The sequence below is a fragment of the Halomonas ventosae genome, from assembly GCF_004363555.1.
Classification (GTDB): Bacteria; Pseudomonadota; Gammaproteobacteria; order Pseudomonadales; family Halomonadaceae; genus Halomonas; species Halomonas ventosae.
Genome location: NZ_SNZJ01000008.1, coordinates 20003 through 41684 on the forward strand (window position 1 = coordinate 20003; position 21682 = coordinate 41684).

Below are 21682 nucleotides of genomic sequence, written 5' to 3' on the forward strand. Positions count from 1 at the left end.
CAATACGAACGATTATCAATGCGTAATGATGGCGCCCCTGCCGCTAGGATGGTGCCACTCTCGGGCCAAGGATGCCGTGGAATGGGGCGACTGAGCTGCCGGACACTGACCTGTGACAACCCTGGACTACCCGTCGCCTGCGCAACAAAAAGCCGCACCCCCAAGGGTGCGGCTCAACGGTGGTAGAGGGAGCCGGCATCAGGCCGTGGCGTTGCGATAGCGACGCTCGACGTCCTCCCAGTTGATCACGTTGAAGAAGGCCGACACATAGTCCGGACGCTTGTTCTGATATTTCAGGTAGTAGGCGTGCTCCCAGACATCCAGCCCCAGGACGGGCGAGTTGCCGTCCATGATGGGGCTATCCTGGTTGAGAGTATTCTCCACCACCAGCTTGCCCTGCGGTGTCACACTGAGCCAGGCCCAGCCGCTGCCGAAACGACCCAGGGCCGCCTTGGTGAAGGCCTCCTTGAAGGCATCGAAACCGCCCAGTTCGCGGTCGATCGCCTGTGCCACCTGACCCTGCGGATGACCACCGCCATCTGGCGACATCATCTGCCAGAACATCGAATGGTTGGCATGGCCACCGCCGTTGTTGATCACGGCCTGGCGCTTGCCCTCCGGCACGTGGTCGAGGTTGGCAATCAGCTCCTCCACGTGCACATCCTCGAGGCCGGTCCCCTCGAGGGCCGCATTGAGGTTGTTGACGTAGGTCTGATGGTGACGGGAATGGTGAATCTCCATGGTCAACGCATCGATATGCGGTTCCAGGGCATCGTAGGCATAGGGAAGGTCTGGAAGGGTATGCGCCATGATCATTCCTCCTCGTTGGTGTCCATCGGGATCCGTGGTCCCGTGTCACCCCCAAGGATGGCAGGTATGCGCAGTTGTTGCTAATGATTCCTGTTATCCCTTGTATAGAAGATGTTAATCGACACCCCTGAACGACGCGAGCCGGCCCTCGAGGGGCCGGCTCGCGCGCTGGCGCAACCTGGAAGCTCTCTCCCTACAGCTTGCTTTCCAGCTCCGGCAGCGCCTCCAAGAGGTCCGCGACGAGGCTGGTTACTGCCGAGAGCGCCACCTGGAAGATCCCGATCTTCCTTACAGCTTGCTTTCCAGCTCCGGCAGGGCCTCGAAGAGGTCCGCCACCAGGCCGTAATCGGCGACCTGGAAGATCGGCGCCTCCTCGTCCTTGTTGATGGCGACGATCACCTTGGAGTCCTTCATGCCCGCCAGGTGCTGGATGGCACCGCTGATGCCCACGGCGATGTAGAGGTCCGGGGCGACGATCTTGCCGGTCTGGCCCACCTGCATGTCGTTGGGCACGAAGCCGGCGTCAACCGCGGCGCGGGACGCGCCGATGGCGGCACCCAGCTTGTCGGCGATGCCGTCGAGGAGCTTGAAGTTGTCGCCGTTGCCCATGCCGCGGCCGCCGGAGATCACCACCTTGGCCGCGCCCAGCTCGGGGCGGTCGGACTGGGCCAGCTCCTCCTTGACGAAGGTGGACTGGGTGTTGTCGGCGACGAAGTCGACCGCCTCCACGCTGGCGCTGCCGCCCTTGCCCACGGCATCGAAGCCGGTGGCGCGCACGGTGATCACCTTCAGCGCGTCCTCGCTCTGCACGGTGGCGATGGCGTTGCCGGCGTAGATCGGGCGCTTGAAGGTGTCGGCAGACTCGACGGCGATGATCTCGGAGATCTGCGCCACGTCCTTGAGCGCGGCCACGCGCGGCAGCACGTTCTTGCCGGTGGTGGAGGCACAGGCCAGCACGTGGCTGTAGTCGCCGGCGAGCTCCGCGATCAGCGCCGCGGTGGGCTCGGCGAGCAGGTGGGCGTAGGCGGCGTTGTCGGCCACGCGGACCCGGCTGACGCCGTCGAGCTTGGCCGCGGCCTCGGCGATGGCGGAAACGCCCTCGCCGACCACCAGCACGTCGATATCGCCGCCGATGGCCTTGGCCGCGGCGACCACATGGGCGGTAGCGCCGGCCAGGGCGCCGTCGTGATGTTCGGCCAGAACCAGAATGCTCATGAAATCACCTTCGCCTCGTTCTTGAGTTTGTCGACCAGCTCGTCCACCGAGCCCACCTTGACGCCGCCCTGGCGCTCGGCCGGTGGCTCGACCTTGAGCAGCTTGACCTTCGAGGCCACCTCGATGCCGAGATCCGTCGGGCTCTTGACGTCCATCGGCTTCTTCTTGGCCTTCATGATGTCGGGCAGCTTGGCGTAGCGCGGCTCGTTAAGGCGCAGGTCGGTGGTGACGATGGCGGGCAGCGAAAGCTCGACGGTCTGCAGGCCGCCGTCGATCTCGCGGGTCACCTGAAGCCGCTTTTCATCACCTTCGCCCTCGACACTAATTTTGGAGGCGAAGGTGCCCTGGGGCAGGCCGGTCAGCGCGGCGAGCATCTGGCCGGTCTGGTTGTTGTCGGTGTCGATGGCCTGCTTGCCGAGGATCACCAGGCCGGGCTGCTCCTCCTCGACCAGCTTGGCCAGCGCCTTGGCCGCGCCCAGCGACTCGACGCGCTCGTCGGTCTCGACGTGGATGGCGCGGTCGGCGCCCAGCGCCAGCGCGGTGCGCAGCTGCTCCTGGGCGGCCTTGGGGCCGACGGTGACGGCGACGATCTCGGTGGCCACCCCGCGCTCCTTCAGACGCACCGCCTCTTCCACGGCGATCTCGCAGAAGGGGTTCATGGCCATCTTGACGTTGGTGAGGTCGACGTCGCTGTTGTCCGGCTTGACCCGGATCTTGACGTTGTAGTCGATGACGCGTTTGACCGCGACGAGTACCTTCATAGTGTCCTCGCTTGGTTCACACTGGGAACCTGATGGTTGGCGAAGCGGACCCTGTTCCCGGGTCGATGCGGGAGGAGACCTGCCTCCTTGGAAACCGGCTGGCATACCCTTATGCGTTTCATGCAAGCGTTTGATAGGCGCAGCACCGTAAAAACCCTCTCAATGTGCCATAGCCGCATCCTGATCAACAATCCCCGGGCATCCGGGCACATGCCGGGCCATGACGCACTGCACCATCGCAGGGGGTGACCCTTTACCGCTATTATGCCTATCATGGGTCATGGCTAGAAGCAAACGACCGTTTTAAATCCTTTCGACGTTGGTCGCATCCAGCGGCCACGTTCCCGGGACAGCAAGGAGAGAGCAGGTGGAAGAACAAGTCGAACGCGATTCCATGGATTTCGATGTGGTCATCGTCGGCGCCGGACCCTCAGGCCTCTCGGCGGCGGCTCGCCTGATGCAGCAGGCCAATGAGGCCGGCCAGGAGCTCACGGTGTGCGTGGTGGAGAAGGGCTCCGAGGTGGGCGCCCATATCCTCTCCGGGGCGGTCTTCGAACCCCGGGCCCTGGCCGAGCTCTTCCCCGACTGGGAGGAGCGTGGCGCGCCGCTGACCACGCCGGCGACCCGCGACGAGGTCTACCTGCTCAAGGATGCCGAGAAGGGCCAGAAGCTGCCCAATGCCCTGGTGCCGCCCTCCATGCACAACACCGGCGGCGACATGACCCGCTACGTGATCAGCGCCGGCAACCTGTGCCGCTGGCTGGCCGAGCAGGCCGAGTCGCTGGGCGTGGAGATCTTCCCCGGCTTCGCGGCCCAGGAAGTGATCCAGGACGAGGACGGCACCGTGCGCGGCATCCTGATCGGCGACATGGGGGTGGGTGCCGACGGCCAGCCCAAGGATGGCCATATGCCGGGCATGGAGCTGCGCGCCAAGTACACCCTGTTCGCCGAGGGGGCCCGCGGCCACCTGGGCAAGCGGCTGATCGAGCGCTTCGAACTCGACGCGGGCAAGGACCCGCAGCACTACGGCATCGGCCTGAAGGAGCTGTGGGACATCCCCGCCGAGCAGCATGAACCCGGGCTGGTGCTTCATGGGTCCGGCTGGCCGCTGGACAGGCACACCCACGGCGGCTGGTTCCTCTACCACGCCGAGAACCAGCAGGTGGTGGTGGGCCTGATCATGGACCTCTCCTACCAGAACCCCTGGCTGTCGCCCTTCGACGAGTTCCAGCGCATGAAGCACCATCCGGTGCTGGCGAAACATCTCGAGGGCGGCAAGCGCGTGGCCTACGGGGCCCGGGCGATCGCCAAGGGCGGCTTGAACTGCCTGCCGAAGATGACCTTCCCCGGTGGGCTGCTGATCGGCTGCGATGCCGGCACGCTCAACTTCGCCAAGATCAAGGGCCTGCACACCGCCATGAAGTCCGGCCTGGTGGCCGCGGAGAGCGTCTTCGAGGCGATCGCCTCGGGCGACGAGGGCGGCCAGGAGCTGACCGCCTTCACCGAGAAGTGGGAAGCCAGCTGGGCCTATGCCGAGCTCAAGGCGAGCGCCAGCTTCGGCCCGGCGATCCACAAGTACGGCACCTTCCTGGGCGGCGCCTACAACTTCACCGACCAGCTGCTCGGCGGCAGGCTGCCCAGCCTCCATGACACCACGCCGGACCATGCGGCGCTCAAGCCCGCCGAGGAGTGCGAGAAGATCGACTATCCGAAGCCCGACGGCAAGCTCTCCTTCGACAAGCCCTCCTCGGTGTTCCTGTCGAACACCAACCACGAGGAGGACCAGCCCTGCCACCTGAAGCTGACCGACCCCGAGCTGCCGATCCGTGACAACCTGCCCAGGTACGCCGAGCCGGCCCAGCGCTACTGCCCGGTGGGCGTGTATGAGGTGATCGAAGACGACGCCGGTAACCCCAAGTTCCAGATCAACTTCCAGAACTGCGTGCACTGCAAGACCTGTGACATCAAGGACCCGGCCCAGAACATCACCTGGGTGGCGCCGGAGGGCGGCGGCGGGCCCAACTATCCGAACATGTAGGCTGCAAGAAGAGAGGACAATGTGCTCCAGGGGCAGGCCAGCAAAGGCCTGCCCTTTTTTCCTGTCCGAAGGCGACGGGCTGCCCTGTCGCTTGCTCCTTGTGGCTTGCAGCTCCCGGCTCAGTCGCCGGTGGCGATGGGCCGGGCGGGGTCGCGGATCCACTCGCTCCAGGAGCCGGGATAGAGCCTGGGCAGGGGACGGCCGGTGATCGCATAGGCGAGGATGGTATGGCAGGCGGTGACCCCGGAGCCGCAGTAGGCAATCGGCGACTCGCTCTCAGGCAGCTCGCTCGCCAGCGCCCCGGCGGGCTTGAAGTGGCCGTCAGCGGTGAGGTTGTCGGCACTGGGCCGGCACACGGCACCCGGGATATGGCCCGCCACCGGATCGATGGGTTCCACCTCGCCGCGGAAGCGCTCCCTGGCGCGGGCGTCGATAGGGGTCGCCGAGCCCACCAGCAGCTCCCCGGCCGTGACGTGGCTCTGGTCACGGTAGGCCGGTTGCCAGTCGGAGCCTGCCGGCATGGCCTCGGGGTCGCCATCCTCGAGCAGCTCGCCGCCCGCCGCCAGCCAGGCCCTGAGGCCACCGTCGAGAAGCCGGACATCGGGATGTCCCGCCCAGCAGGCGAGCATCCACCAGGCCCGCGCCGCCGCGAGCTGGCCGCCCATGTCGTCATAGACCACCACCGGCTGTCCCGGCCTGATCCCCAGGCGCTGCACCACCGCGGTGAAGGCCGCTGGCGTGGGCAGCGGATGCCGGCCACCCTCCCCCGGCGGCCCGGCCAGGTCACGGTCCAGGTCGAGGTGGTGGCTGCCCGGCAGGTGGGCCTCCCACCACAGCCGGCGGCCCGCATCGGGCTCGCCCAGGCGGGCACGACAGTCCAGCACCCGGGGCGGGGTGGCGCCCTCGAGCGCCTCGGCCAGCGCGGTGGCCGTGATCAGCGGAGTGGTCATGCGTCGGCTCCCTCCAGCAGTTCGATGGGCGCCCGGCGGGCGATAAGGCGACGCCGGCCGGCATTTTGGAACTGTACCTCGATCACCGGATTGTCCGGGTCGCCCTCCACCACGCTGATCCGGCCCTCGCCGAACACCGCATGGCGCAGGGCCTGACCGACCCGGAAACGGGCTGACGGCGCCTCCGCGGCGCCCACCTTCGCGGCCGGACGCGCCGCCACCAGCGGCAGCGAGTGGCCCAGCGAGGCCAGGTAGCGCCGCACCAGGTCGGGATCGGACACCGGCAGCGGGCCCTGCGCCTCTTCTGCCTGGGTGCCGTCGAGCCGGTGGGCGACCCGCTGGCCATCCTCCCAGGCGGACTCGGCGATGAAGCGACTGGGGCGGTGGTCACCGCCGTCATGGAGCAGCACCAGGCGCTCTCTCGCCCGGGTGATGGCCACGTAGAAGAGCCGCCGCTCCTCCTCCAGGCGCCCCGGCGTCAAGGGATTGTCGCGGGTATAGTGGGGAAAGTCCTCCTCGTTGACCCCCGCCACCAGCACCAGCGGCCACTCCAGGCCCTTGGCGCCATGCACGGTGCTGATCAGCACCCCGTCGTCGCGGTTCTCCACCGGCCGGGAGAGCAACTCGATGAAGGCCTCCGTGTCGCTGCCCAGCTCGCCGGCCTGCTCGACCAGCACGTCGAGCAGGCGCACGTCCTCCTCGCCCTTGTCGCGTCGGGCGGCGGCACGCTTGAGCACCTTCTCGGCGTCGACCTCGGAGACCACGTGCTCGAGCAGACGCGCCGGCGGCCAGGCCGACAAACGCGGCAGCTCGCAGAGCAGCGCCCAGCGCTTCTTCAGAGTACGTCGCTGGTGGGGCCTGAGCCCATCGAGCAGCGGATCGTGGCGCTCCGGCCAGCGCTGGGTCTCGGCCAGCCGGTTGGCCAGGGCAAGGATCCGTTCCCGGGCCACGAAGGGGGTGGGCTGAGCCAGCAGCATCGCCAGGTGTCCCGGGTCCTGGAGCCGCCGGGGCTCGACGGCGAGACGCAGGTAGCCGGCCAGGGCCTCGACCAGCGGCAGGCGGAAGACGAAGCGATCCTCCCGGGCGAGGCGGAAGGGGATGCCCTCGCGGAGCAGCGCCAGCTGCAGCGGCACCGACAGCGCCCAGCTGCGCACCAGCAGGCAGGCCTCGGCCAGCCCACGTCCCGCGTGGCGCCAGCCGTCGAGCTCGGCGAGCAGCCCCTGGCTGCCCTGCCCCACGGCCAGGCCGGTGGCGGGATTGTCCGGCGCGGCCAGGCAGAGCTGGTCGGGACGCCGCCGGTTGGCGGCGATGGCATGGTTGGCGGTGAGGGCCAGCGCATGGCCATGCCGGAAGGTGGTCGAGAGCGGGTAGTCGCGGGCCGCCCCGAAGGTGGCGGTGAAGTTCTCCAGCATGGTGTCGGGGTGGGCGCCCCGCCACTCGTAGATGCACTGGTTGGCATCGCCCACCGCCATGACCTCGGCATCGCGGCCGGCGAGCAGCGCCAGCAGCCGCTGCTGGGCGGTGTTGATGTCCTGGTACTCGTCGATGACCACGTGGTCGAGGAAGCCCTGGACCCGGCCGCGCAGGCCGGCATCCGCCTCCAGCGCCAGCAGCGGACGGTAGAGCAGGTCGGCGAAGGTCATCAGCCCCTGGTCGGCCAGCAGCCGCTCGGCATGCTCGAAGGCGGCCACGAAGTGGCCCGTCTCCTCGCCGAAGTCGAGCTGGCGGTGCAGCTCGGCCGGCGAGGCCATCTCCGCCTTCACCAGCCCGCAGAAGTGGGCCAGCGCCTCGAGGCGCTCGGCCTCCAGGGCCGTCTCGCGCGCCTCGGGGGCCTCGCCCAGCGCGGCCAGCGTGGCCTGGCGCAGCAGCCGCTCGAGCTGCCAGTCGGCGGTGAGCAGCTGACGCGGCGCCAGTGCCCCCCAGCGGGTCAGGCTCGCGGTCAGCCGATGGCCGAGGGAGTGGAATGTCCGCACGTCGGGCAATGCCTGGCCGGCCGGCGCCATCTCAGCCAGGCGGGCCTGGAAGTCTTCCCGGGCCGAGCGGTTGAACATCAGCACCAGGATCCGCGCCGGGGGTACCCCCTGCGCGAGCAGGTGCAGCACCCGGGCGACCATGGTCGTGGTCTTGCCGGCACCGGCCACCGCCGCGACCCGGGCGTGCCCCCGCCCATGGGCGACCACGGCGCGCTGCTCGGGGGTCAGCTGGCGGATCCGCGTCATGGCACCTCGCCCACGGGGTCCGCGCCCGCGTCCAGCCGCCCCAGGGGCTGCCAGGTGCCGCGGCTGGTCAGGCCCAGCTCGAGGAGGCCCCCGCCGAGTTCCCGGGTCTCGGCCTGCTCCACCAGGCGGTAGTAGACGTTGCGACCCAGCCGTGCGGCGAGCCCGAAGCGCACCGCGACCTCCGGCACCGTCTCGCCGGCCGGCGTCTCGCTGAGCACCAGCCGATGCGCCTCGCCAAGCGCCAGGCGGTCGCCGACGTTGGTGGTCAGCCACCACCGGCCTTCCTCGTCACGCTCGGCATCCACCACCAGGAAGGGACGGTCTTCGACCCGGATACGCTGCCGCTCGGCCGGCGTCACCAGCACGTAGTCGCCGTCGGGTTCGCGGCGCAGGATGGTCGAGAGCAGGCGAACCAGCCGCGGTCGGGCGATGGGCGTGCCCTCATGGATCCAGCGACCGTCGGCGGCGATGGTGAGGTCCATCTCGCCGAGGTGGTCGGGATGCCAGCGATCCACGGGCGGGATCTCGCCCTCGGGATCGATCTGGGCCAGCAGCGGATCGAGTTGCATGGTGCGCCCTCCCCCGGGCCACGGATGACAGGGTGATGACGGTAGCCTAGACCAGTCCGGCGGCGCGCAGCGCCTCGCGTACCTCGGCAGGTGCCTCGGGCGCCGCGGCGCGGAACAGCCGGTAGAAGTTGCTCGTGGTCTGGGCGGCGACCTCCTCGATGCTGATGCCTCGCTCGCCGGCGATGCATTCGGCGACCTCGACGACCCAGGCCGGCTCGTTGGGCTTGCCACGATGCGGTACCGGGGCCAGGTAGGGGCTGTCGGTCTCGATCAGCAACCGGTCCAGCGGCAGCCTGCGGGCCAGCTCGCGCAGCGATTCGGCGTTGCGGAAGGTCACGATGCCGGACAGCGAGATGTAGAAGCCGTGCCGCACCGCCTCGCGGGCCATGTCCAGGTCCTCGGTGAAGCAGTGCAGCACGCCGCCCACCGCCGGGTCGGTATGTTCGCGGATCAGGGCCAGGGTATCGTCGCGCGCATCACGGGTGTGGATGATCACCGGCAGCTCGAGTTCACGGGCGGCAACCAGCTGGCGGCGGAACCGCTCTAGCTGCACCTCCCGGGAGGGCACCCTGTCGGGCGTCCTGTCGAGGTAGTGGTAGTCCAGGCCACACTCGCCGATGGCCACGGCACCGACGCGTTCGGCCGCCTCCTTGATCGCCGCGACGCTCGGCTCCTCGGCGACGCTGTGCAGCGGATGGATGCCGGCGGAGATCACCACGTCCTCATGGCCCCGGGCAAGCTCGGCCAGGGCCGGCAGGTCCTCGAGGGTCACGGCGATGGCCAGGAACTGGCGCACGTCCCGGGCGCGGGCGGCATCGAGGGCGGCGGCCAGGTCGCCGCCGTGGGTCCCGGGGTCGAGACGGTCAAGATGGCAGTGGGAATCGACGAACATTCAGACAACAACCGATGTGAAGGGGTGGACAGTGGAGGCGCGGGCACTCAGAGCGTATAGGTCGGGGCGCCCTTGTCGAGATGACCGGCCAGCAGGGTCTCGATGCGATCCCTAACGGCCTGGTCCTCGGCGCTGAAGTGGATACCGATGCCCGGGACGCGGCGCCCGGCCACGCCCTCGGGCGAGACCCAGACCACCTGGCCGGTGACCGGGACCCGCTCGGCATCCCCGGGAAGCATGAGCAGCAGGAAGACCTCCTGGCCCAGCTCGTAGCGCTCGCGGGTGGGCACGAAGATGCCGCCGCGCTCCAGCACCGGCATGTAGGCCGAGAGCAGGGTCGGGACGTCCTGGATCGTCAGGGAGAGCGCTTTCTGTGCGGCCATGGAGCCTCCTCAGTCAAGGGCACAACAGGTCAAGAGCGCAGCAGCGTGGACCAGCGGACCAGCCAGGCCTCGAGGGCCAGCTGGGGGTTGGGGTTGCCCCCCTCGGCCAGGAGGCGACGCTGCTCGCGGGCATAGTCCAGCAGGCGGAACCAGTCGCGTACCCGAGCATTCTTGACCGCCTGGCGATAGAGTACCAGCAGGTCGGGGTTGCGCAGTTCGCTGGTGTCGCCGGACAGCCCCAGACGAATCAGGTCCTCGAGCCAGGCGATACCGTACCACAGGATGGCGTCGATGGACTGGCGCTCCAGGCGGGCCGCCTCGGCCACCGGCTCGGCGCCCCTGACCAGCGCCTCGAAGGTCTCCAGGAGCTGCTGGCGCAGGGCCCGGGACTCCGGCTCGGCGAGCTCCAGCGCCCGCAACGGCAGCCCCCCCGCGGCCCGGAACCAGAAACGGGCCTCCTCCTCGCCGCCCAGGCGCTCGGCCAGCCACGCCCGGCAGTCGGCCTCGGCCGGCACCGCCAGGCTCCAGTGCTGGCAGCGCGAGCGGATGGTGGGCAGCAGCCGCGAGGGAATGTCCGACAACAGCACGAACAGCGTCCGCCCGCCGGGCTCCTCAAGGCTCTTGAGCAGCGCATTGGAGGCCGCAACGTTCATGGCCTCGGCGGGCGAGATCACGATCACGCGGTAGCCGCCCTGCTGGGCGGTCTGGGCGACGAAGGCATTGACCTCGCGGACCGGGCCGATGCGGATCTGCCGCTTGCCCTCCTCCGGGGCCACGCGCAGCAGGTCGGGGTGATAGCCCGAGGCCAGCATGTGACAGGCATGGCAGCGGCCGCAGGCGTGCTCGCCCGGCGAGGCGCAGAGGGTGCGTGCCACCAGCGCCTCGGCCAGGGAGTGCTTGCCGAGGCCGTGGGCGCCGGATATCAGCAGCGCGTGGGGCAGTCGCCCGGCATCGGCCAGACGCACCAGTTCCTGCCACCGCGCCTGCAGCCAGGGCAAGGGGCGGGGGACCTCGGCCTCGCTCATGACCAGGCCTCCAGCCGCTCGTCCAGCCGCGCCAGCAGTTCGGCCTGGACCTCCGCCAGGCCGGCCCCGGCATCGATCACCACCATGCGACCGGGCGCGGCCTCGGCACGCGCGAGGTAGGCCTGGCGCACCGCCTCGAAGAAGGTGCCGCGCTCCCGCTCGAAGCGGTCGCGCTCGCCGCCCTGCCCCTTCAGGCGCCCCTCGAGGCGCTGCTGGGCCGCGGCCATGGGCATGTCCAGCAGCAGCGTTAGGTCGGGCGTGAGGCCCCGCTGGACGAAGGCCTCGAGCTCGGCGATGCGAGCCACCTCGATGCCGCGCCCGCCCCCCTGGTAGGCATAGGTGGCATCGGTGAAGCGGTCGCAGACCACCCAGGCGCCGCGCTCGAGCGCCGGGCGGATCACCCGCGCCAGGTGCTGGGCCCGGGCGGCGAACACCAGCAGCAATTCGGCATCCGGGTCCAGGGGCTCCTCGCCGGCGGGGTCGAGCAGCAGGCCGCGCATCGCCTCGGCCCGCGGCGTGCCGCCGGGCTCGCGGGTGGCCACCACCTCGTGGCCACGGGCCCGCAGATGGTCGACCACCAGGGCCAGGTTGGTGGACTTGCCCACTCCCTCCCCGCCTTCCAGGGTAATGAAGCGTCCCTTTCCTTGATTGCCATTGCGCTCGAGACTTTCCCGGCGACCGGCCTGCGAGGAGGCGCTGTGAATACCTCCGTGTACGCTACCGACGCCCTGCTGCGCTCTCGTGTCCCGCTCCGCTTGCAGGGCCGGTGCTGGCCATCCGTGGCCAGCCCGTTCGGAGCAATGCTCCTCACCCCTGGCGTAGGACCTCCTCTGCGGCCTGTCCCCGGCGTCCCTCGCTGGCCGATCCGGGTCGTTATTGCACATGCCTGCTCCAGTCAGCGATTGCGGATATACCGGTTCACCGCATTATTGTGCTCGCGCAGGGTGCGCGAGAAGTGATGGGTACCATCGCCCTTGGCGACGAAGTAGAGCGTCTCGCCCTCCTCGGGCTGTACGGCGGCTTCCAGCGCGGCTCGCCCGGGCAGGGCGATCGGCGTGGGCGGCAGGCCATCGATCACATAGGTATTGTAGGGCGTGGCCTCGCGCAGGTCGGCGCGGGTGATGTTGCCCTCGTAGCGCTCTCCCATGCCGTAGATCACGGTGGGGTCGGTCTGCAGTCGCATGCCCCGTTCCAGGCGGCGCTTGAACACACCGGCGATCTCGGGGCGCTCCTCGGGGGCGCCGGTCTCGCGCTCGATCAGCGAGGCCATGATCAGCGCCTGGTAGGGGCTCTCCAGGGGCAGGTCGTCGTCACGCCCCGCCCATACCTCGTCGAGGGTGGCCTCCATCCGCTCCAGGGCCTGGCGCAGGATCTCCAGGTCGCTGAGCCCCTTGTGGTAGCGGTAGGTGTCCGGGAAGAACCACCCCTCGGGGTGGCGACCCTCGCGGTCGAGACGGGCCATCACCTCCTCGTCGGAGAGGCCCTCGGTGTGGTGCTCGAGCTTCGGTGCGGCATCGAGCAGTTCGCGCATCTGGCGGAAGGTCCAGCCCTCGGGAACGGTCAGCGGGTAGGTCACCACGTCGTCGCTGCCCAGCAGGTCGAGCAGTTCGCGGCCGCTCATGCCAGGCTCCAGGCGGTACTCCCCCGGGCGCAGGCGTGGCAGGGCCTCGGGGTCCAGCCGGGCGAGCAGCCGGAAGGCCCACGCATCGGCGAGGACCTCCCGTTCGTCCAGTTCCCTCACGACCCGGTGGTAGCCGGCGCCGGCGGGCACCTCGTAGAGGGCCGGTTCCTGGAGGGCGATGGGCGCCTCCAGTCGCGACTGCCAGTAGCGGTACCCGGCAAACGCCGCCAGGGCCGCCAGGATGATCAGAACAAGCAGAATCTTCAGCACACGCCCCATGCGGGTCGTCCTCGTTCAGTCGTCTAGCCTTATCGGGTGGCCCAGCGCCTCATGGGCCACCGCCTGCAGGCGGCGATGCACCGCGCCGAGGGTCCAGCGCCGCAGGAGCTCTCCTCCGGGCCCATCCAGCCGGGTCACCGGCCAGACCCCCTGTACCGAGTTGCCAAGCCAGACCGCCTCGGCACTGGCCAGCACCCCGGGGGCGGCATCGACCTCGGCAATGGGCAGCCGCTCGAGCAGCACTGCCCGCAGCGTGCCGGCCACGCCACAGCGGACCAGGCGCGGGGTCTCGAGCCGTCCTCCGCGCTGCCAGAAGAGGTTCATGCAGGTCGCTTCCACCAGACGGTCCTCGCCGTCGCAGAGCAGCCCCTCGGCGGTGTCGGCATCCGACCACTCGGACCGCGCCAGCACGTTCTCCAGGCGATTGAGGTGCTTGAGCCCGGCGAGCACCGGCTGCAGCCCCAGCCGCAGGCGACAGTGGCGAACCCTCACGCCCACCTTCCAGCGGGTGGCATCGGGGACGAAGGGCGACAGCTGCCAGCGAAGCCGGGGAGCGGGTACCGCGGGAGCAGCATAGCCGCGACCTCCGCTGCCCCGGCTAACGATCAGCTTGAGGACCGCAAGCCCCTCGCCGGCCTGGGCCAGTGGGCGTTCCAGGTCGTGCTTGGCGGGCATCGGCATCCCCAGCACCCGACAGCCACGCGCCAGGCGCGCCAGGTGGGATTCCCACAGACGCGGGACACCGTCACGCACCAGCACGGTCTCGAAGAGGCCATCGCCATAGGCGACGCCACGATCGTCCAGCGGCCAGCCCGCCGGCGAGGCCTCGGCTCCCACCTGATGCTCCTCGGGCCTCACACCCTGGTGAAGACCAGGGTGCCGTTGGTGCCACCGAAGCCGAAGGAGTTCGACAGGCTGACGTCGATCTTCATCTCGCGAGCGGTGTGGGGCACGTAGTCGAGGTTGCAGCCTTCCTGGGGGTTATCCAGGTTGATGGTCGGCGGCGCCACCTGGTCACGGATGGCCAGCACGCTGAACACCGCCTCGACGGCACCGGCGGCGCCCAGCAGGTGGCCGATCATCGACTTGGTGGAGCTGACGGCCACCGATCTTGCGGCCGCGCCCATCACCTGCTCGACGGCACGGCTTTCGGCCAGGTCACCGTGCGCGGTCGAGGTACCGTGGGCATTGATGTAGTCGACGGCCGAGGGGTCGATGCCGGCATCGCGGATGGCATTGCGCATGGAGCGGGCGGCACCGTGGCCATCCTCCGGCGGCGCAGTCATGTGGTAGGCATCGTCGCTCATGCCGAAACCGGTGAGCTCGGCATAGATGGTCGCCCCGCGGGCCTTGGCCTGCTCATACTCCTCGAGCACCACCACACCGGCGCCATCGGAGAGCACGAAGCCGTCGCGGTCCCGGTCCCAGGGGCGGCTCGCCGCGGCCGGGTCATCGTTGCGGGTGGAGAGCGCTCGGGCCGCCGAGAAGCCCCCCAGGCCCAGCGGCGTGGTCGCCATCTCGGCACCGCCGCAGACCATCACGTCGGCATCGCCGTAGGCGATGGTGCGGGCGCTGTAGCCGATATTGTGGGTCCCCGTGGTACAGGCCGTGGTGATGGCGATGTTGGGCCCCCGGAACCCGTGCTGGATCGCCAGGTTGCCGGAGATCATGTTGATGATCGACCCCGGGACGAAGAAGGGGGAGATCCGCCGCGCCCCGCCCTTGAGCAGGGCACTGTGGTTATGCTCGATCATCGGCAGGCCACCGATCCCCGAGCCGATGGCCACACCGATGCGATCGGCATTGCCATCGTGACACTCGATCCCGGCATCCTCGATCGCCTGGGCACCGGCGGCCATCCCGTACTGGATGAAGAGGTCCATCTTGCGGGCCTCCTTGGGATTGAGGTACGGGCTGATGTCGAAGTCCTTCACCGACCCGCCGAAGCGCGTGTTGAAGGCGCTGACATCGAAGTGTTCGATGGGCGCGACACCGCTCTTGCCGGCCAGGATGCTGGCCCAGCTCTCCTCCACGGTATTCCCCACCGGCGTGACCAGACCGAGCCCGGTCACCACAACCCTTCTACGAGCCATCAGCTTTCCTCCAGACAACCTTGGTGACACGACCCCGCGACGGGGCCGTCATTGCGCGCATTATACCCGAGTCTCCCCGACCTGTGCGGGCTCGGCAAGTTCCTGTCGCGCATAGCACGAGAGCCGTCCTGACAGGGCAGGACGGCTCTCCACGGGGCACTGGCCCCGGACGCCTCAGCAAGCGGTATCGACCGCCACCTTACTGGTGGGCGTTGACGTAGTCGATGGCTTCCTGAACGGTCGTGATCTTCTCGGCTTCCTCGTCGGGAATCTCGGTGTCGAACTCCTCTTCGAGCGCCATCACCAGCTCGACGGTATCCAGGGAATCGGCGCCGAGGTCCTCGGTGAAGGAAGAGGAGTTCTGGATGTCTTCTTCCTTGACGTTCAGACGCTCGGCCACAACCTTCTTCACGCGCTCTTCGATGGTGCTCATTATGACGTACTCCAGTCGTTCACATTGGCCGTTCGGAAAACCAGCCGTTAAAGATCCAGATCCGCTAGCCGGAAGCTGCGGGGTAGTTTATAGACGCCCCCGGGTCGGCGCAACCGCCGCCCCACGGAGGCTTCAACGCATGTTCATGCCGCCGTTGACATGCAGGGTCTCGCCGGTGATGTAGCCCGCCGTGTCGCCGGTCAGGAAGCCCACCGCCGCAGCGATCTCCTCGGGCTCGCCGAGCCGCGCCAGCGGGATCTGGCCAAGCAGCGCCTTGTGCTGCTCCTCCGGCAGGGATTCGGTCATGTCGGTGGCGATGAAGCCGGGTGCCACCGCATTGACGGTGATGGCGCGGGAGGCTACCTCACGGGCCAGGGCGCGGGTGAAGCCCTCCATGCCCGCCTTGGCCGCGGCATAGTTGGTCTGGCCGAGATTGCCCATGGTGGCGACCACCGAGCTGATCGAGACGATGCGGCCGAAGCGCGCCCGGGTCATGCCCCGCAGGCAGGCCTTGCTGACGCGATAGACCGACTTGAGGTTGGTGTCCATCACCGCGTCCCACTCGTCTTCCTTCATGCGCATCAGCAGGTTGTCGCGGGTGATGCCAGCGTTGTTGACCAGGATGGTCGGTGCCCCGAACTCCTCGGTGATCGCCTTGATCAGGGCATCGACGCTGGCCTGGTCGGTGACGTCCAGCGGGCGGCCGGCCCCCTCGATCCCCGCCTCGGCGAGGTCGGCCCCGATGCGCTCGGCACCGGCATCGGTGGTGGCGGTACCGATCACGATACGTCCCTGGCGGCCCAGCTCATGGGCGATGGCGCGGCCGATGCCGCGACTGGCCCCGGTGATCAGGGCGACTCTACGCTCGGTTGTCATGGTCTCTGTCCGTCCACGTCCGGGAGTTGGATCAGCCATTGGCCGTCGGCGACTGACCGACGGCATCCCTGGCCAGTTCGAGGGCCGCGGAGAGGCTGTCCGGGTCGTTGACCGCCAGCCCCTTGCTGCCTCGGGCGATTCGCTTGTTGAGCCCGGTGAGCACCTTGCCCGGCCCGCACTCGATGAACACCTCGGCACCGCGGGCGGTCATTGCCTCGATGCAGGAGGTCCAGCGCACCGGCTGGTAGAGCTGCTCGATCAGCCGGGTCCGCAGGGTCGACACGTCGGCATGGGCCTGGGCATCGACGTTCTGGAACACCGTGTAGCGCGGCGAGCGAAGCTCGACTTCTTCCATGGCTGCCGCCAGACGCTCGGCGGCAGGGCGCATCAGTTCGCAATGCGACGGTACCGAGACAGGAAGCGGCATCGCGCGCTTGGCACCGGCTTCCTGGCAGGCGGCGATGGCCCGCTCCACGGCGGCCTTGCTGCCGGCGATCACCACCTGCCCCGGGGCATTGTAGTTGACGGCAGCGACCACGTCGCCGTCGGCGGCCCGGGCACAGGCCTGCTCCACCGCCTCGTCATCGAGGCCGAGAATCGCCGCCATGGCGCCCTCGCCGGCGGGAACGGCCGCCTGCATCGCCTCGCCGCGCAGCTTCACCAGGCGCACGCCCTGGGCGAAGGGCAGCGCCCCGGCACACACCAGAGCACTGTACTCGCCCAGGCTGTGGCCAGCCATGGCCCCGGGGCGCGGCCCCTCGAGCTCCTGCCAGACCCGCCACACCGCCACGCTGGCGGTAAGCAGCGCCGGCTGGGTGCAGGCGGTGGCATTGAGCGCCTCGGCCGGTCCCTCCTGCACCACCTGCCACAGGTCGTAGCCCAGGGCGTCGGCCGCTTCCTCGAAGGTCGTGCGCACCACGCTGTAGCGCTCTGCCAGCTCGCGCAGCATGCCGATCTGCTGGGAGCCCTGCCCGGGAAAGATGAGGGCAAGGGGTTGCGTCATGTCGATCACCTTTGCGCTTGTTGACTGTCGCCGATGCCGGGCGCACCCGGCATGGTCGGCCCAATGGGCCTGGATCCGCTCTCGGCTCGGCCGCGGTCGGCCGACTCGACAGGGGACCGCCGGTGGTCCAGTTCCGCGGCCAGCCGGCTCGGCAGGTCGCGCTTCACTTCATTCACCGCCCGTTGCACCGCGTAGCGAAAGCCCGTGGCATCGGCGCTGCCGTGGCTCTTGATCACGATCCCGGCCAGCCCCAGCAGGCTGGCGCCATTGTAGCGCACGGGATCGAGCTCACCCTTGAGGCGACGCAGCGCCGGACGGGCGAGCAGCCCCACCAGCCGGCTGCTCCAGTGGGCCTCGAAGGTCGCCTGGACCCGCTCGACCAGCAGCCGCGCCAGGCCTTCGCTGGCCTTGAGCACGGCATTGCCGACGAAGCCGTCGCAGACCACCACGTCGGCGGCACCGCTGAAGATCCCGTCGCCTTCCACATAGCCCAGGTAGGCGATATCGGGATGCCGGCGCAGCCAGGCATCGGCCTCGCGCACGCTGCGCGTGCCCTTGGTGCCCTCGACGCCGACATTGAGCAGCGCCACCCGCGGCGCCTCGAGGCCGTCCACATGGCGGGCCATCACCTCCCCCATCAGGGCGAAGTCGACCAGCCGCTCGGCACTGGCCTCCACGTTGGCGCCCAGGTCGAGCAGGTAGCAGCGACCCAGGTCACGGGTGGGAATGGCGGTGCTGATGGCCGGCCGGGGAATCCCCGCCACCGTGCCCAGGGCACGCCGCGCCAGCGCCATCAGCGCCCCGGTATTGCCGGCGCTGACCCCGGCCACGGCGTCCCCGCCGGCGACGCAGTCAAGCATCCGGGCCATGCTGGTGTCGCCGCCGTGACGCAGCGCCTCGCTGGGTCGCTGGGACTGCTGGACGATCGCCGGGGCATCGCCGACCCGCAGACGCGACGCCGCCGCGGCAAGCTGCCGCGGCAGGCGGGCTATCTCGTCCTCCAGCAGGCCGGCGGGGCCGAACAGGCGGAGCTCGAGATCGGGATCGGCACTGGCGGCCGCAGCGGAGCCCATGACAGCCGGGCGGGGACCGAGGTCCCCGCCCATCGCATCGATGGCGATCCGCACGTCAACGGCCAGCCATTACCACCCGGGATGGCGTCGCGTCAGGCGTCGACGACCTTGCGGCCACGGTAGAAGCCGTCCGGGGACACGTGGTGGCGCAGGTGGGTGGTGCCGGTCTCCTTGTCCTGGGAGAGGGCCGGCGCGGTGAGGGCGTCGTGGCTGCGACGCATGCCGCGCTTGGAACGGGTCTTGCGGTTCTGTTGAACTGCCATGGGTTGTCACTCCAGAGTGAAACGAGGGTGTATCAGGGTTTGCCCTTGATCTGCCGCAGCACATCGAAAGGGCTCGCCGGGGCGCTGGCCGACGCGTCGGCCGCCTCCCCGCTGTTCAGCTGGTCGCGCGAGACCGGACACTCGGCCTCGTCGTGGTAAACCACCTGGGGCAAGCTGAGGATGAGCTCATCCTCGACCACCGCCAGCAGGTTCAGCTGTTCGTTTTCCACCAGCACCGGCTCATGGGTGCTCGGCAGCTCCGCGGCCAGGGCGTCACTGGTGACCATCCCCAGCCGGAAATCGCTCTCGACCTGCTGCGCCATGGGCTCGAGGCAGCGCCGGCACGGCAGCTGCAGATCGGCCTTCAGGTGGCCACGGATCTCCCGCCGCCCCTGGGGGTCGATGGCGAAATCCAGCCATACCTGAGCATCGCCGGACTGGCCACCGACTTCCTCGGCGAGCCGCGCCATGTCAGAGAGCGCCACCAGGCCTTCCAGGTGTTCGGCACGGGCCGCGAGCTTGTAGGGCTCGACCCTGCCGGGGAGTCTTGAGGTCAACATAGGCGCGCAATGATAGGCACTCCCCCTGCCCCTGTCAAAGCCGCCATCGTCCCGGGTTATCATGGCGGCGCGGCGCCATGACCGGCGCTGCCGACTCACTGTTCCACCGACCCGCCCCGGAGAATGCCCATGCCCCACCTGATCCTTGCCTCGGGCTCGCCCTGGCGCCGCCAGCTGCTTGACCGCCTGGGGATCCCCTATGCCTGGGAGAGCCCCGACATCGACGAGACTCCGCGCCCGGGCGAGGCACCCGAGGCCCTGGTCCATCGCCTGGCGCTGACCAAGGCCGAGCGGCTGGCCGACCGCTTTCCCGCCCACCTGATCGTCGGCTCCGACCAGGTGGCGCTCTTCGAGGGCGAGATCCTCGGCAAGCCGGGCGACGCGGCCACGGCCCGCGCCAACCTGGCTCGCTTCTCCGGCCAGCGCGTGCGCTTCCTCACCGGCCTGGCGCTACTCGACACCGGGCACGGCCGTCACCGGGTGTGCCACGAGCGCTATGACGTGGTGTTCCGCCAGCTCAGCGAGGACGAGATCGCTCGCTACGTGGAGAGGGAGCAGCCGCTGGACAGCGCCGGCAGCTTCCGCATGGAGGGGCTGGGCATCGCGCTGTTCGAGCGGCTCGAGGGCGACGACCCCAACACCCTGATCGGCCTGCCACTGATCCGCCTCTGCAAGATGCTGCGCGAGGCCGGGCTGGACCCTCTGGGCGACCGGGCTTCGCCCGAGTAGCAAGGAGCAAGGAGCAAGGACAAGGACAAGGAGCACGCAGTATCGACCTCGCACTGCTGGCCGCATCAACGGGGTGCCTTGCAGCTTGTCCCTTGCGCCTTGTAGCTGAGCATTTCTCGCCGCCTAGGGGGCGAGCTGATACCGCACCGGCGACTCACCCCGCGGCAGGCCGAGCCACTCCATGGCGACCCGGCCGAACTGGCGGGAGATCCGCTCGAGGGGATCGAGACGTGGGGTGTAGTCGCGCAGTCGCGCCTCGCCCAGTCGAGCGCGTGCCACGCCGTCGAGGCTGTCGAGCCCATCCACCAGCCCCAGCTCGAGGGCCTGCTCGCCGCTCCAGATCAGCCCGCTGAACAGTCGCTCATCGTCGGCCAGCCGGTCGCCGCGCCCCTCGCGCACGTCGTCGATGAACTGGCGGTGGGTGGTGGAGAGCACCTCCTGCCAGAACTCGCGCTGCCCGGGGGCGATGTCCGAGAAGGGGTCGAGGAACGCCTTGTTCTCGCCGGCCGTGAACACGCGACGCTCGACCCCCAGGCGCCCGATGGCCTCCTCGAAGCCGAAGCCGGCATGGATGACCCCGATCGAGCCCACCAGGCTGGCCGGTGCGGCGATGACCTCGTCGGCCGCCGCGGCCACGTAGTAGGCACCACTGGCCCCGATGTCCTCGATCACCGCCAGCACCGGCTTGTCGCCGGCGTCGCGCAGCCGCATCACCGCCTCGAAGATGCGCTGGGACTGCACGGGGCTGCCGCCGGGGCTGTCGATATGCAGCACCACCGCCTCGGCCTCTTCCGCCCGCCAGGCCCGCTCCAGGCCCTCGATGATGCGCTCGGCGCTGGCCGGGGAGTCGCTGTCGATCACCCCCTTGACCTCGACGACCCCGAGGTGCGGCTGGGCAGGCGCGCCACTCCCCGGGGCCCCCAGGATCCCGTAGAGCGAGATCGAGAGCGAGGCCAGGATCAGCAGCGCAAAGAAGAAGCGGAAGAAGAGCTTCCAGCGCCTGGAACGACGCTGCTCCACCAGCACCCCGTCGATCCAGCGACCCATCATCTCCAGCTGGGCCAGGCGCTGGCGCTCGCGCAGCGTCTCGGCATCCTCGGCGGGAGGAGCGGCAGCATCGCCCCGCTGCGCCTCGCGCTCACGGCGCGCCTGCTCCGGGGTCAGCTCCGGCCCGTTCGTCCAGCGGTCATCACGCTTGTCGTCGTCACTCATGGTCGTCCTGTCCCTTGGTCAGCTAGCCGTGCAGCCAGTCGAAGAGCTCGGGCACCGTCTCGGCGGTGAACACCGGCCGGCTGGCGGCAAGGCGCGCCGGGGCATGCACGCCCCAGGTCACCGCCGCCCGGTCCATGCCCAACGCCCGGGCCATCTCGAGGTCGTATTCGGTATCGCCGATCATCACCGCCTCGTCGACCTCGACATCGAGCTCGACGAGGAGCTCCTCGAGCATCCGGGGATGCGGCTTGGAGAGCGTCTCGTCGGCGGTGCGGCTGGCATGGAACCAGTCGCCGCTGCCGCTCTCGCGGAAGATGCGGTCCAGGCCGCGGCGGCTCTTGCCGGTGGCCACGGCCAGCCGCTGGTCCGCCCTGCCGCGTAGCCGGGCCAGGCCGGCCTCGACCCCGGGATAGAAGCGCATGGGGCCGGTATCGCCTTCGACGAAGTGGTAGGCATAGCGCGCCCGGAGCAGCTCGGCACGCTCGGCGTCGATGCCGGGGCAGAGGGTGGCGATGGCCTCGGGCAGCCCCAGGCCGATGATGTTGCGGACCGCCTCCGCCTCCAGCTCGCCCCAGCCGGCTTCCCGGGAGGCCACCTGCATGCTGGAGACGATCCGGGCGATGGAGTCCATCAGGGTGCCATCCCAGTCGAAGATGGCCAGTCGATAGCGCATGAAGC

General features: G+C 69.3%; 23 protein-coding genes. 2 read left to right on the forward strand and 21 right to left on the reverse strand.

The window, feature by feature from the left end:
- Positions 1-198: 198 nt before the first annotated feature.
- The 3 genes from DFP85_RS08385 to DFP85_RS08395 all read right to left on the reverse strand — a co-directional run bounded on the left by DFP85_RS08385 (position 199) and on the right by DFP85_RS08395 (position 2786).
- Positions 199-810 (reverse strand): superoxide dismutase, encoded by a 612-nt coding sequence (locus DFP85_RS08385; RefSeq protein ID WP_133635849.1) that lies wholly within the window; start codon positions 808-810, stop codon positions 199-201.
- 288 nt (positions 811-1098) lie between these two features.
- On the reverse strand, positions 1099-2025 hold the full coding sequence (locus DFP85_RS08390) for an electron transfer flavoprotein subunit alpha/FixB family protein (RefSeq protein ID WP_133635850.1): 927 nt from the start codon (positions 2023-2025) through the stop codon (positions 1099-1101).
- The gene (locus DFP85_RS08395; RefSeq protein ID WP_133635851.1) at positions 2022-2786 is read right to left on the reverse strand and encodes an electron transfer flavoprotein subunit beta/FixA family protein; all 765 of its coding nucleotides are present in this window, start codon (positions 2784-2786) and stop codon (positions 2022-2024) included. The genes DFP85_RS08390 and DFP85_RS08395 overlap by 4 nt, the downstream gene beginning before the upstream one ends.
- Positions 2787-3180: 394 nt before the next feature.
- Between DFP85_RS08395 and DFP85_RS08400 the strand changes: the two genes are divergently transcribed.
- Positions 3181-4824, forward strand: coding sequence for an electron transfer flavoprotein-ubiquinone oxidoreductase (locus tag DFP85_RS08400; protein ID WP_133635983.1), 1644 nt, complete (start codon positions 3181-3183; stop codon positions 4822-4824).
- Positions 4825-4943: 119 nt separating this feature from the next.
- On the opposite strand, the gene DFP85_RS08405 is transcribed toward DFP85_RS08400, so the two are convergent.
- From DFP85_RS08405 to DFP85_RS08480, 16 genes are all read right to left on the reverse strand, one after another.
- On the reverse strand, positions 4944-5774 hold the full coding sequence (locus DFP85_RS08405) for a sulfurtransferase (RefSeq protein WP_133635852.1): 831 nt from the start codon (positions 5772-5774) through the stop codon (positions 4944-4946).
- Entirely contained in the window at positions 5771-7993 is a 2223-nt protein-coding gene (locus tag DFP85_RS08410; protein ID WP_133635853.1) for an ATP-dependent helicase, read from the reverse strand. Before DFP85_RS08410 ends, DFP85_RS08405 begins: the two co-directional genes overlap by 4 nt.
- Entirely contained in the window at positions 7990-8562 is a 573-nt protein-coding gene (locus tag DFP85_RS08415; protein WP_133635854.1) for a DUF1285 domain-containing protein, read from the reverse strand. Before DFP85_RS08415 ends, DFP85_RS08410 begins: the two co-directional genes overlap by 4 nt.
- A gap of 46 nt (positions 8563-8608) precedes the next feature.
- Complete coding sequence (locus tag DFP85_RS08420; RefSeq protein ID WP_133635855.1) at positions 8609-9454, reverse strand: TatD family hydrolase; 846 nt, start codon at positions 9452-9454, stop codon at positions 8609-8611.
- Between the two features lie 47 nt (positions 9455-9501).
- Entirely contained in the window at positions 9502-9837 is a 336-nt protein-coding gene (locus tag DFP85_RS08425) for a PilZ domain-containing protein (protein WP_106229220.1), read from the reverse strand.
- A 29-nt stretch (positions 9838-9866) separates the two neighbouring features.
- Entirely contained in the window at positions 9867-10862 is a 996-nt protein-coding gene (locus tag DFP85_RS08430; RefSeq protein ID WP_133635856.1) for a DNA polymerase III subunit delta', read from the reverse strand.
- Positions 10859-11491 (reverse strand): dTMP kinase, encoded by a 633-nt coding sequence (tmk, locus tag DFP85_RS08435; protein WP_279512927.1) that lies wholly within the window; start codon positions 11489-11491, stop codon positions 10859-10861. Before tmk ends, DFP85_RS08430 begins: the two co-directional genes overlap by 4 nt.
- A 266-nt stretch (positions 11492-11757) precedes the next feature.
- A complete protein-coding gene (mltG, locus tag DFP85_RS08440; protein ID WP_133635857.1) occupies positions 11758-12762 on the reverse strand; it encodes an endolytic transglycosylase MltG in 1005 nt (334 codons plus the stop codon).
- A 15-nt stretch (positions 12763-12777) separates the two neighbouring features.
- Complete coding sequence (gene pabC, locus DFP85_RS08445; RefSeq protein ID WP_133635858.1) at positions 12778-13599, reverse strand: aminodeoxychorismate lyase; 822 nt, start codon at positions 13597-13599, stop codon at positions 12778-12780.
- Between the two features lie 17 nt (positions 13600-13616).
- A complete protein-coding gene (gene fabF, locus DFP85_RS08450) occupies positions 13617-14855 on the reverse strand; it encodes a beta-ketoacyl-ACP synthase II (RefSeq protein WP_133635859.1) in 1239 nt (412 codons plus the stop codon).
- A gap of 199 nt (positions 14856-15054) precedes the next feature.
- Positions 15055-15288 carry an acyl carrier protein gene (gene acpP / locus DFP85_RS08455; RefSeq protein WP_008956801.1) on the reverse strand — a complete coding sequence of 78 codons (234 nt, stop codon included), beginning with the start codon at positions 15286-15288 and terminating at the stop codon, positions 15055-15057.
- 132 nt (positions 15289-15420) lie between these two features.
- Positions 15421-16164, reverse strand: a complete 744-nt coding sequence (gene fabG / locus DFP85_RS08460) for a 3-oxoacyl-ACP reductase FabG (protein ID WP_133635860.1) — start codon at positions 16162-16164, stop codon at positions 15421-15423.
- A 31-nt stretch (positions 16165-16195) separates the two neighbouring features.
- The gene (fabD, locus tag DFP85_RS08465) at positions 16196-17167 is read right to left on the reverse strand and encodes an ACP S-malonyltransferase (protein ID WP_133635861.1); all 972 of its coding nucleotides are present in this window, start codon (positions 17165-17167) and stop codon (positions 16196-16198) included.
- A 5-nt stretch (positions 17168-17172) separates the two neighbouring features.
- Positions 17173-18294, reverse strand: coding sequence for a phosphate acyltransferase PlsX (gene plsX, locus DFP85_RS08470; protein ID WP_133635862.1), 1122 nt, complete (start codon positions 18292-18294; stop codon positions 17173-17175).
- A 38-nt stretch (positions 18295-18332) separates the two neighbouring features.
- The gene (gene rpmF, locus DFP85_RS08475) at positions 18333-18503 is read right to left on the reverse strand and encodes a 50S ribosomal protein L32 (protein ID WP_106229211.1); all 171 of its coding nucleotides are present in this window, start codon (positions 18501-18503) and stop codon (positions 18333-18335) included.
- Between the two features lie 32 nt (positions 18504-18535).
- Positions 18536-19063 carry a YceD family protein gene (locus tag DFP85_RS08480; RefSeq protein WP_133635863.1) on the reverse strand — a complete coding sequence of 176 codons (528 nt, stop codon included), beginning with the start codon at positions 19061-19063 and terminating at the stop codon, positions 18536-18538.
- A gap of 129 nt (positions 19064-19192) precedes the next feature.
- Between DFP85_RS08480 and DFP85_RS08485 the strand changes: the two genes are divergently transcribed.
- On the forward strand, positions 19193-19792 hold the full coding sequence (locus tag DFP85_RS08485; RefSeq protein ID WP_133635864.1) for a Maf family protein: 600 nt from the start codon (positions 19193-19195) through the stop codon (positions 19790-19792).
- A 123-nt stretch (positions 19793-19915) separates the two neighbouring features.
- On the opposite strand, the gene DFP85_RS08490 is transcribed toward DFP85_RS08485, so the two are convergent.
- Positions 19916-21004, reverse strand: coding sequence for a S49 family peptidase (locus DFP85_RS08490; RefSeq protein ID WP_133635865.1), 1089 nt, complete (start codon positions 21002-21004; stop codon positions 19916-19918).
- 22 nt (positions 21005-21026) lie between these two features.
- Entirely contained in the window at positions 21027-21677 is a 651-nt protein-coding gene (locus DFP85_RS08495; RefSeq protein WP_133635866.1) for an HAD family hydrolase, read from the reverse strand.
- Positions 21678-21682 lie beyond the last annotated feature (5 nt).

What these genes read in the sequence shown, in the direction of transcription:
- DFP85_RS08385 (WP_133635849.1), bottom strand. Translation starts at nt 810, where the DNA reads ATGGCGCATACCCTTCCAGACCTTCCCTATGCCTACGATGCCCTGGAA.
- DFP85_RS08390 (WP_133635850.1), bottom strand. Translation starts at nt 2,025, where the DNA reads ATGAGCATTCTGGTTCTGGCCGAACATCACGACGGCGCCCTGGCCGGC.
- DFP85_RS08395 (WP_133635851.1), bottom strand. Translation starts at nt 2,786, where the DNA reads ATGAAGGTACTCGTCGCGGTCAAACGCGTCATCGACTACAACGTCAAG.
- DFP85_RS08400 (WP_133635983.1), top strand. Translation starts at nt 3,181, where the DNA reads ATGGATTTCGATGTGGTCATCGTCGGCGCCGGACCCTCAGGCCTCTCG.
- DFP85_RS08405 (WP_133635852.1), bottom strand. Translation starts at nt 5,774, where the DNA reads ATGACCACTCCGCTGATCACGGCCACCGCGCTGGCCGAGGCGCTCGAG.
- DFP85_RS08410 (WP_133635853.1), bottom strand. Translation starts at nt 7,993, where the DNA reads ATGACGCGGATCCGCCAGCTGACCCCCGAGCAGCGCGCCGTGGTCGCC.
- DFP85_RS08415 (WP_133635854.1), bottom strand. Translation starts at nt 8,562, where the DNA reads ATGCAACTCGATCCGCTGCTGGCCCAGATCGATCCCGAGGGCGAGATC.
- DFP85_RS08420 (WP_133635855.1), bottom strand. Translation starts at nt 9,454, where the DNA reads ATGTTCGTCGATTCCCACTGCCATCTTGACCGTCTCGACCCCGGGACC.
- DFP85_RS08425 (WP_106229220.1), bottom strand. Translation starts at nt 9,837, where the DNA reads ATGGCCGCACAGAAAGCGCTCTCCCTGACGATCCAGGACGTCCCGACC.
- DFP85_RS08430 (WP_133635856.1), bottom strand. Translation starts at nt 10,862, where the DNA reads ATGAGCGAGGCCGAGGTCCCCCGCCCCTTGCCCTGGCTGCAGGCGCGG.
- mltG (WP_133635857.1), bottom strand. Translation starts at nt 12,762, where the DNA reads ATGGGGCGTGTGCTGAAGATTCTGCTTGTTCTGATCATCCTGGCGGCC.
- fabF (WP_133635859.1), bottom strand. Translation starts at nt 14,855, where the DNA reads ATGGCTCGTAGAAGGGTTGTGGTGACCGGGCTCGGTCTGGTCACGCCG.
- acpP (WP_008956801.1), bottom strand. Translation starts at nt 15,288, where the DNA reads ATGAGCACCATCGAAGAGCGCGTGAAGAAGGTTGTGGCCGAGCGTCTG.
- fabG (WP_133635860.1), bottom strand. Translation starts at nt 16,164, where the DNA reads ATGACAACCGAGCGTAGAGTCGCCCTGATCACCGGGGCCAGTCGCGGC.
- fabD (WP_133635861.1), bottom strand. Translation starts at nt 17,167, where the DNA reads ATGACGCAACCCCTTGCCCTCATCTTTCCCGGGCAGGGCTCCCAGCAG.
- rpmF (WP_106229211.1), bottom strand. Translation starts at nt 18,503, where the DNA reads ATGGCAGTTCAACAGAACCGCAAGACCCGTTCCAAGCGCGGCATGCGT.
- DFP85_RS08480 (WP_133635863.1), bottom strand. Translation starts at nt 19,063, where the DNA reads ATGTTGACCTCAAGACTCCCCGGCAGGGTCGAGCCCTACAAGCTCGCG.
- DFP85_RS08485 (WP_133635864.1), top strand. Translation starts at nt 19,193, where the DNA reads ATGCCCCACCTGATCCTTGCCTCGGGCTCGCCCTGGCGCCGCCAGCTG.
- DFP85_RS08490 (WP_133635865.1), bottom strand. Translation starts at nt 21,004, where the DNA reads ATGAGTGACGACGACAAGCGTGATGACCGCTGGACGAACGGGCCGGAG.
- DFP85_RS08495 (WP_133635866.1), bottom strand. Translation starts at nt 21,677, where the DNA reads ATGCGCTATCGACTGGCCATCTTCGACTGGGATGGCACCCTGATGGAC.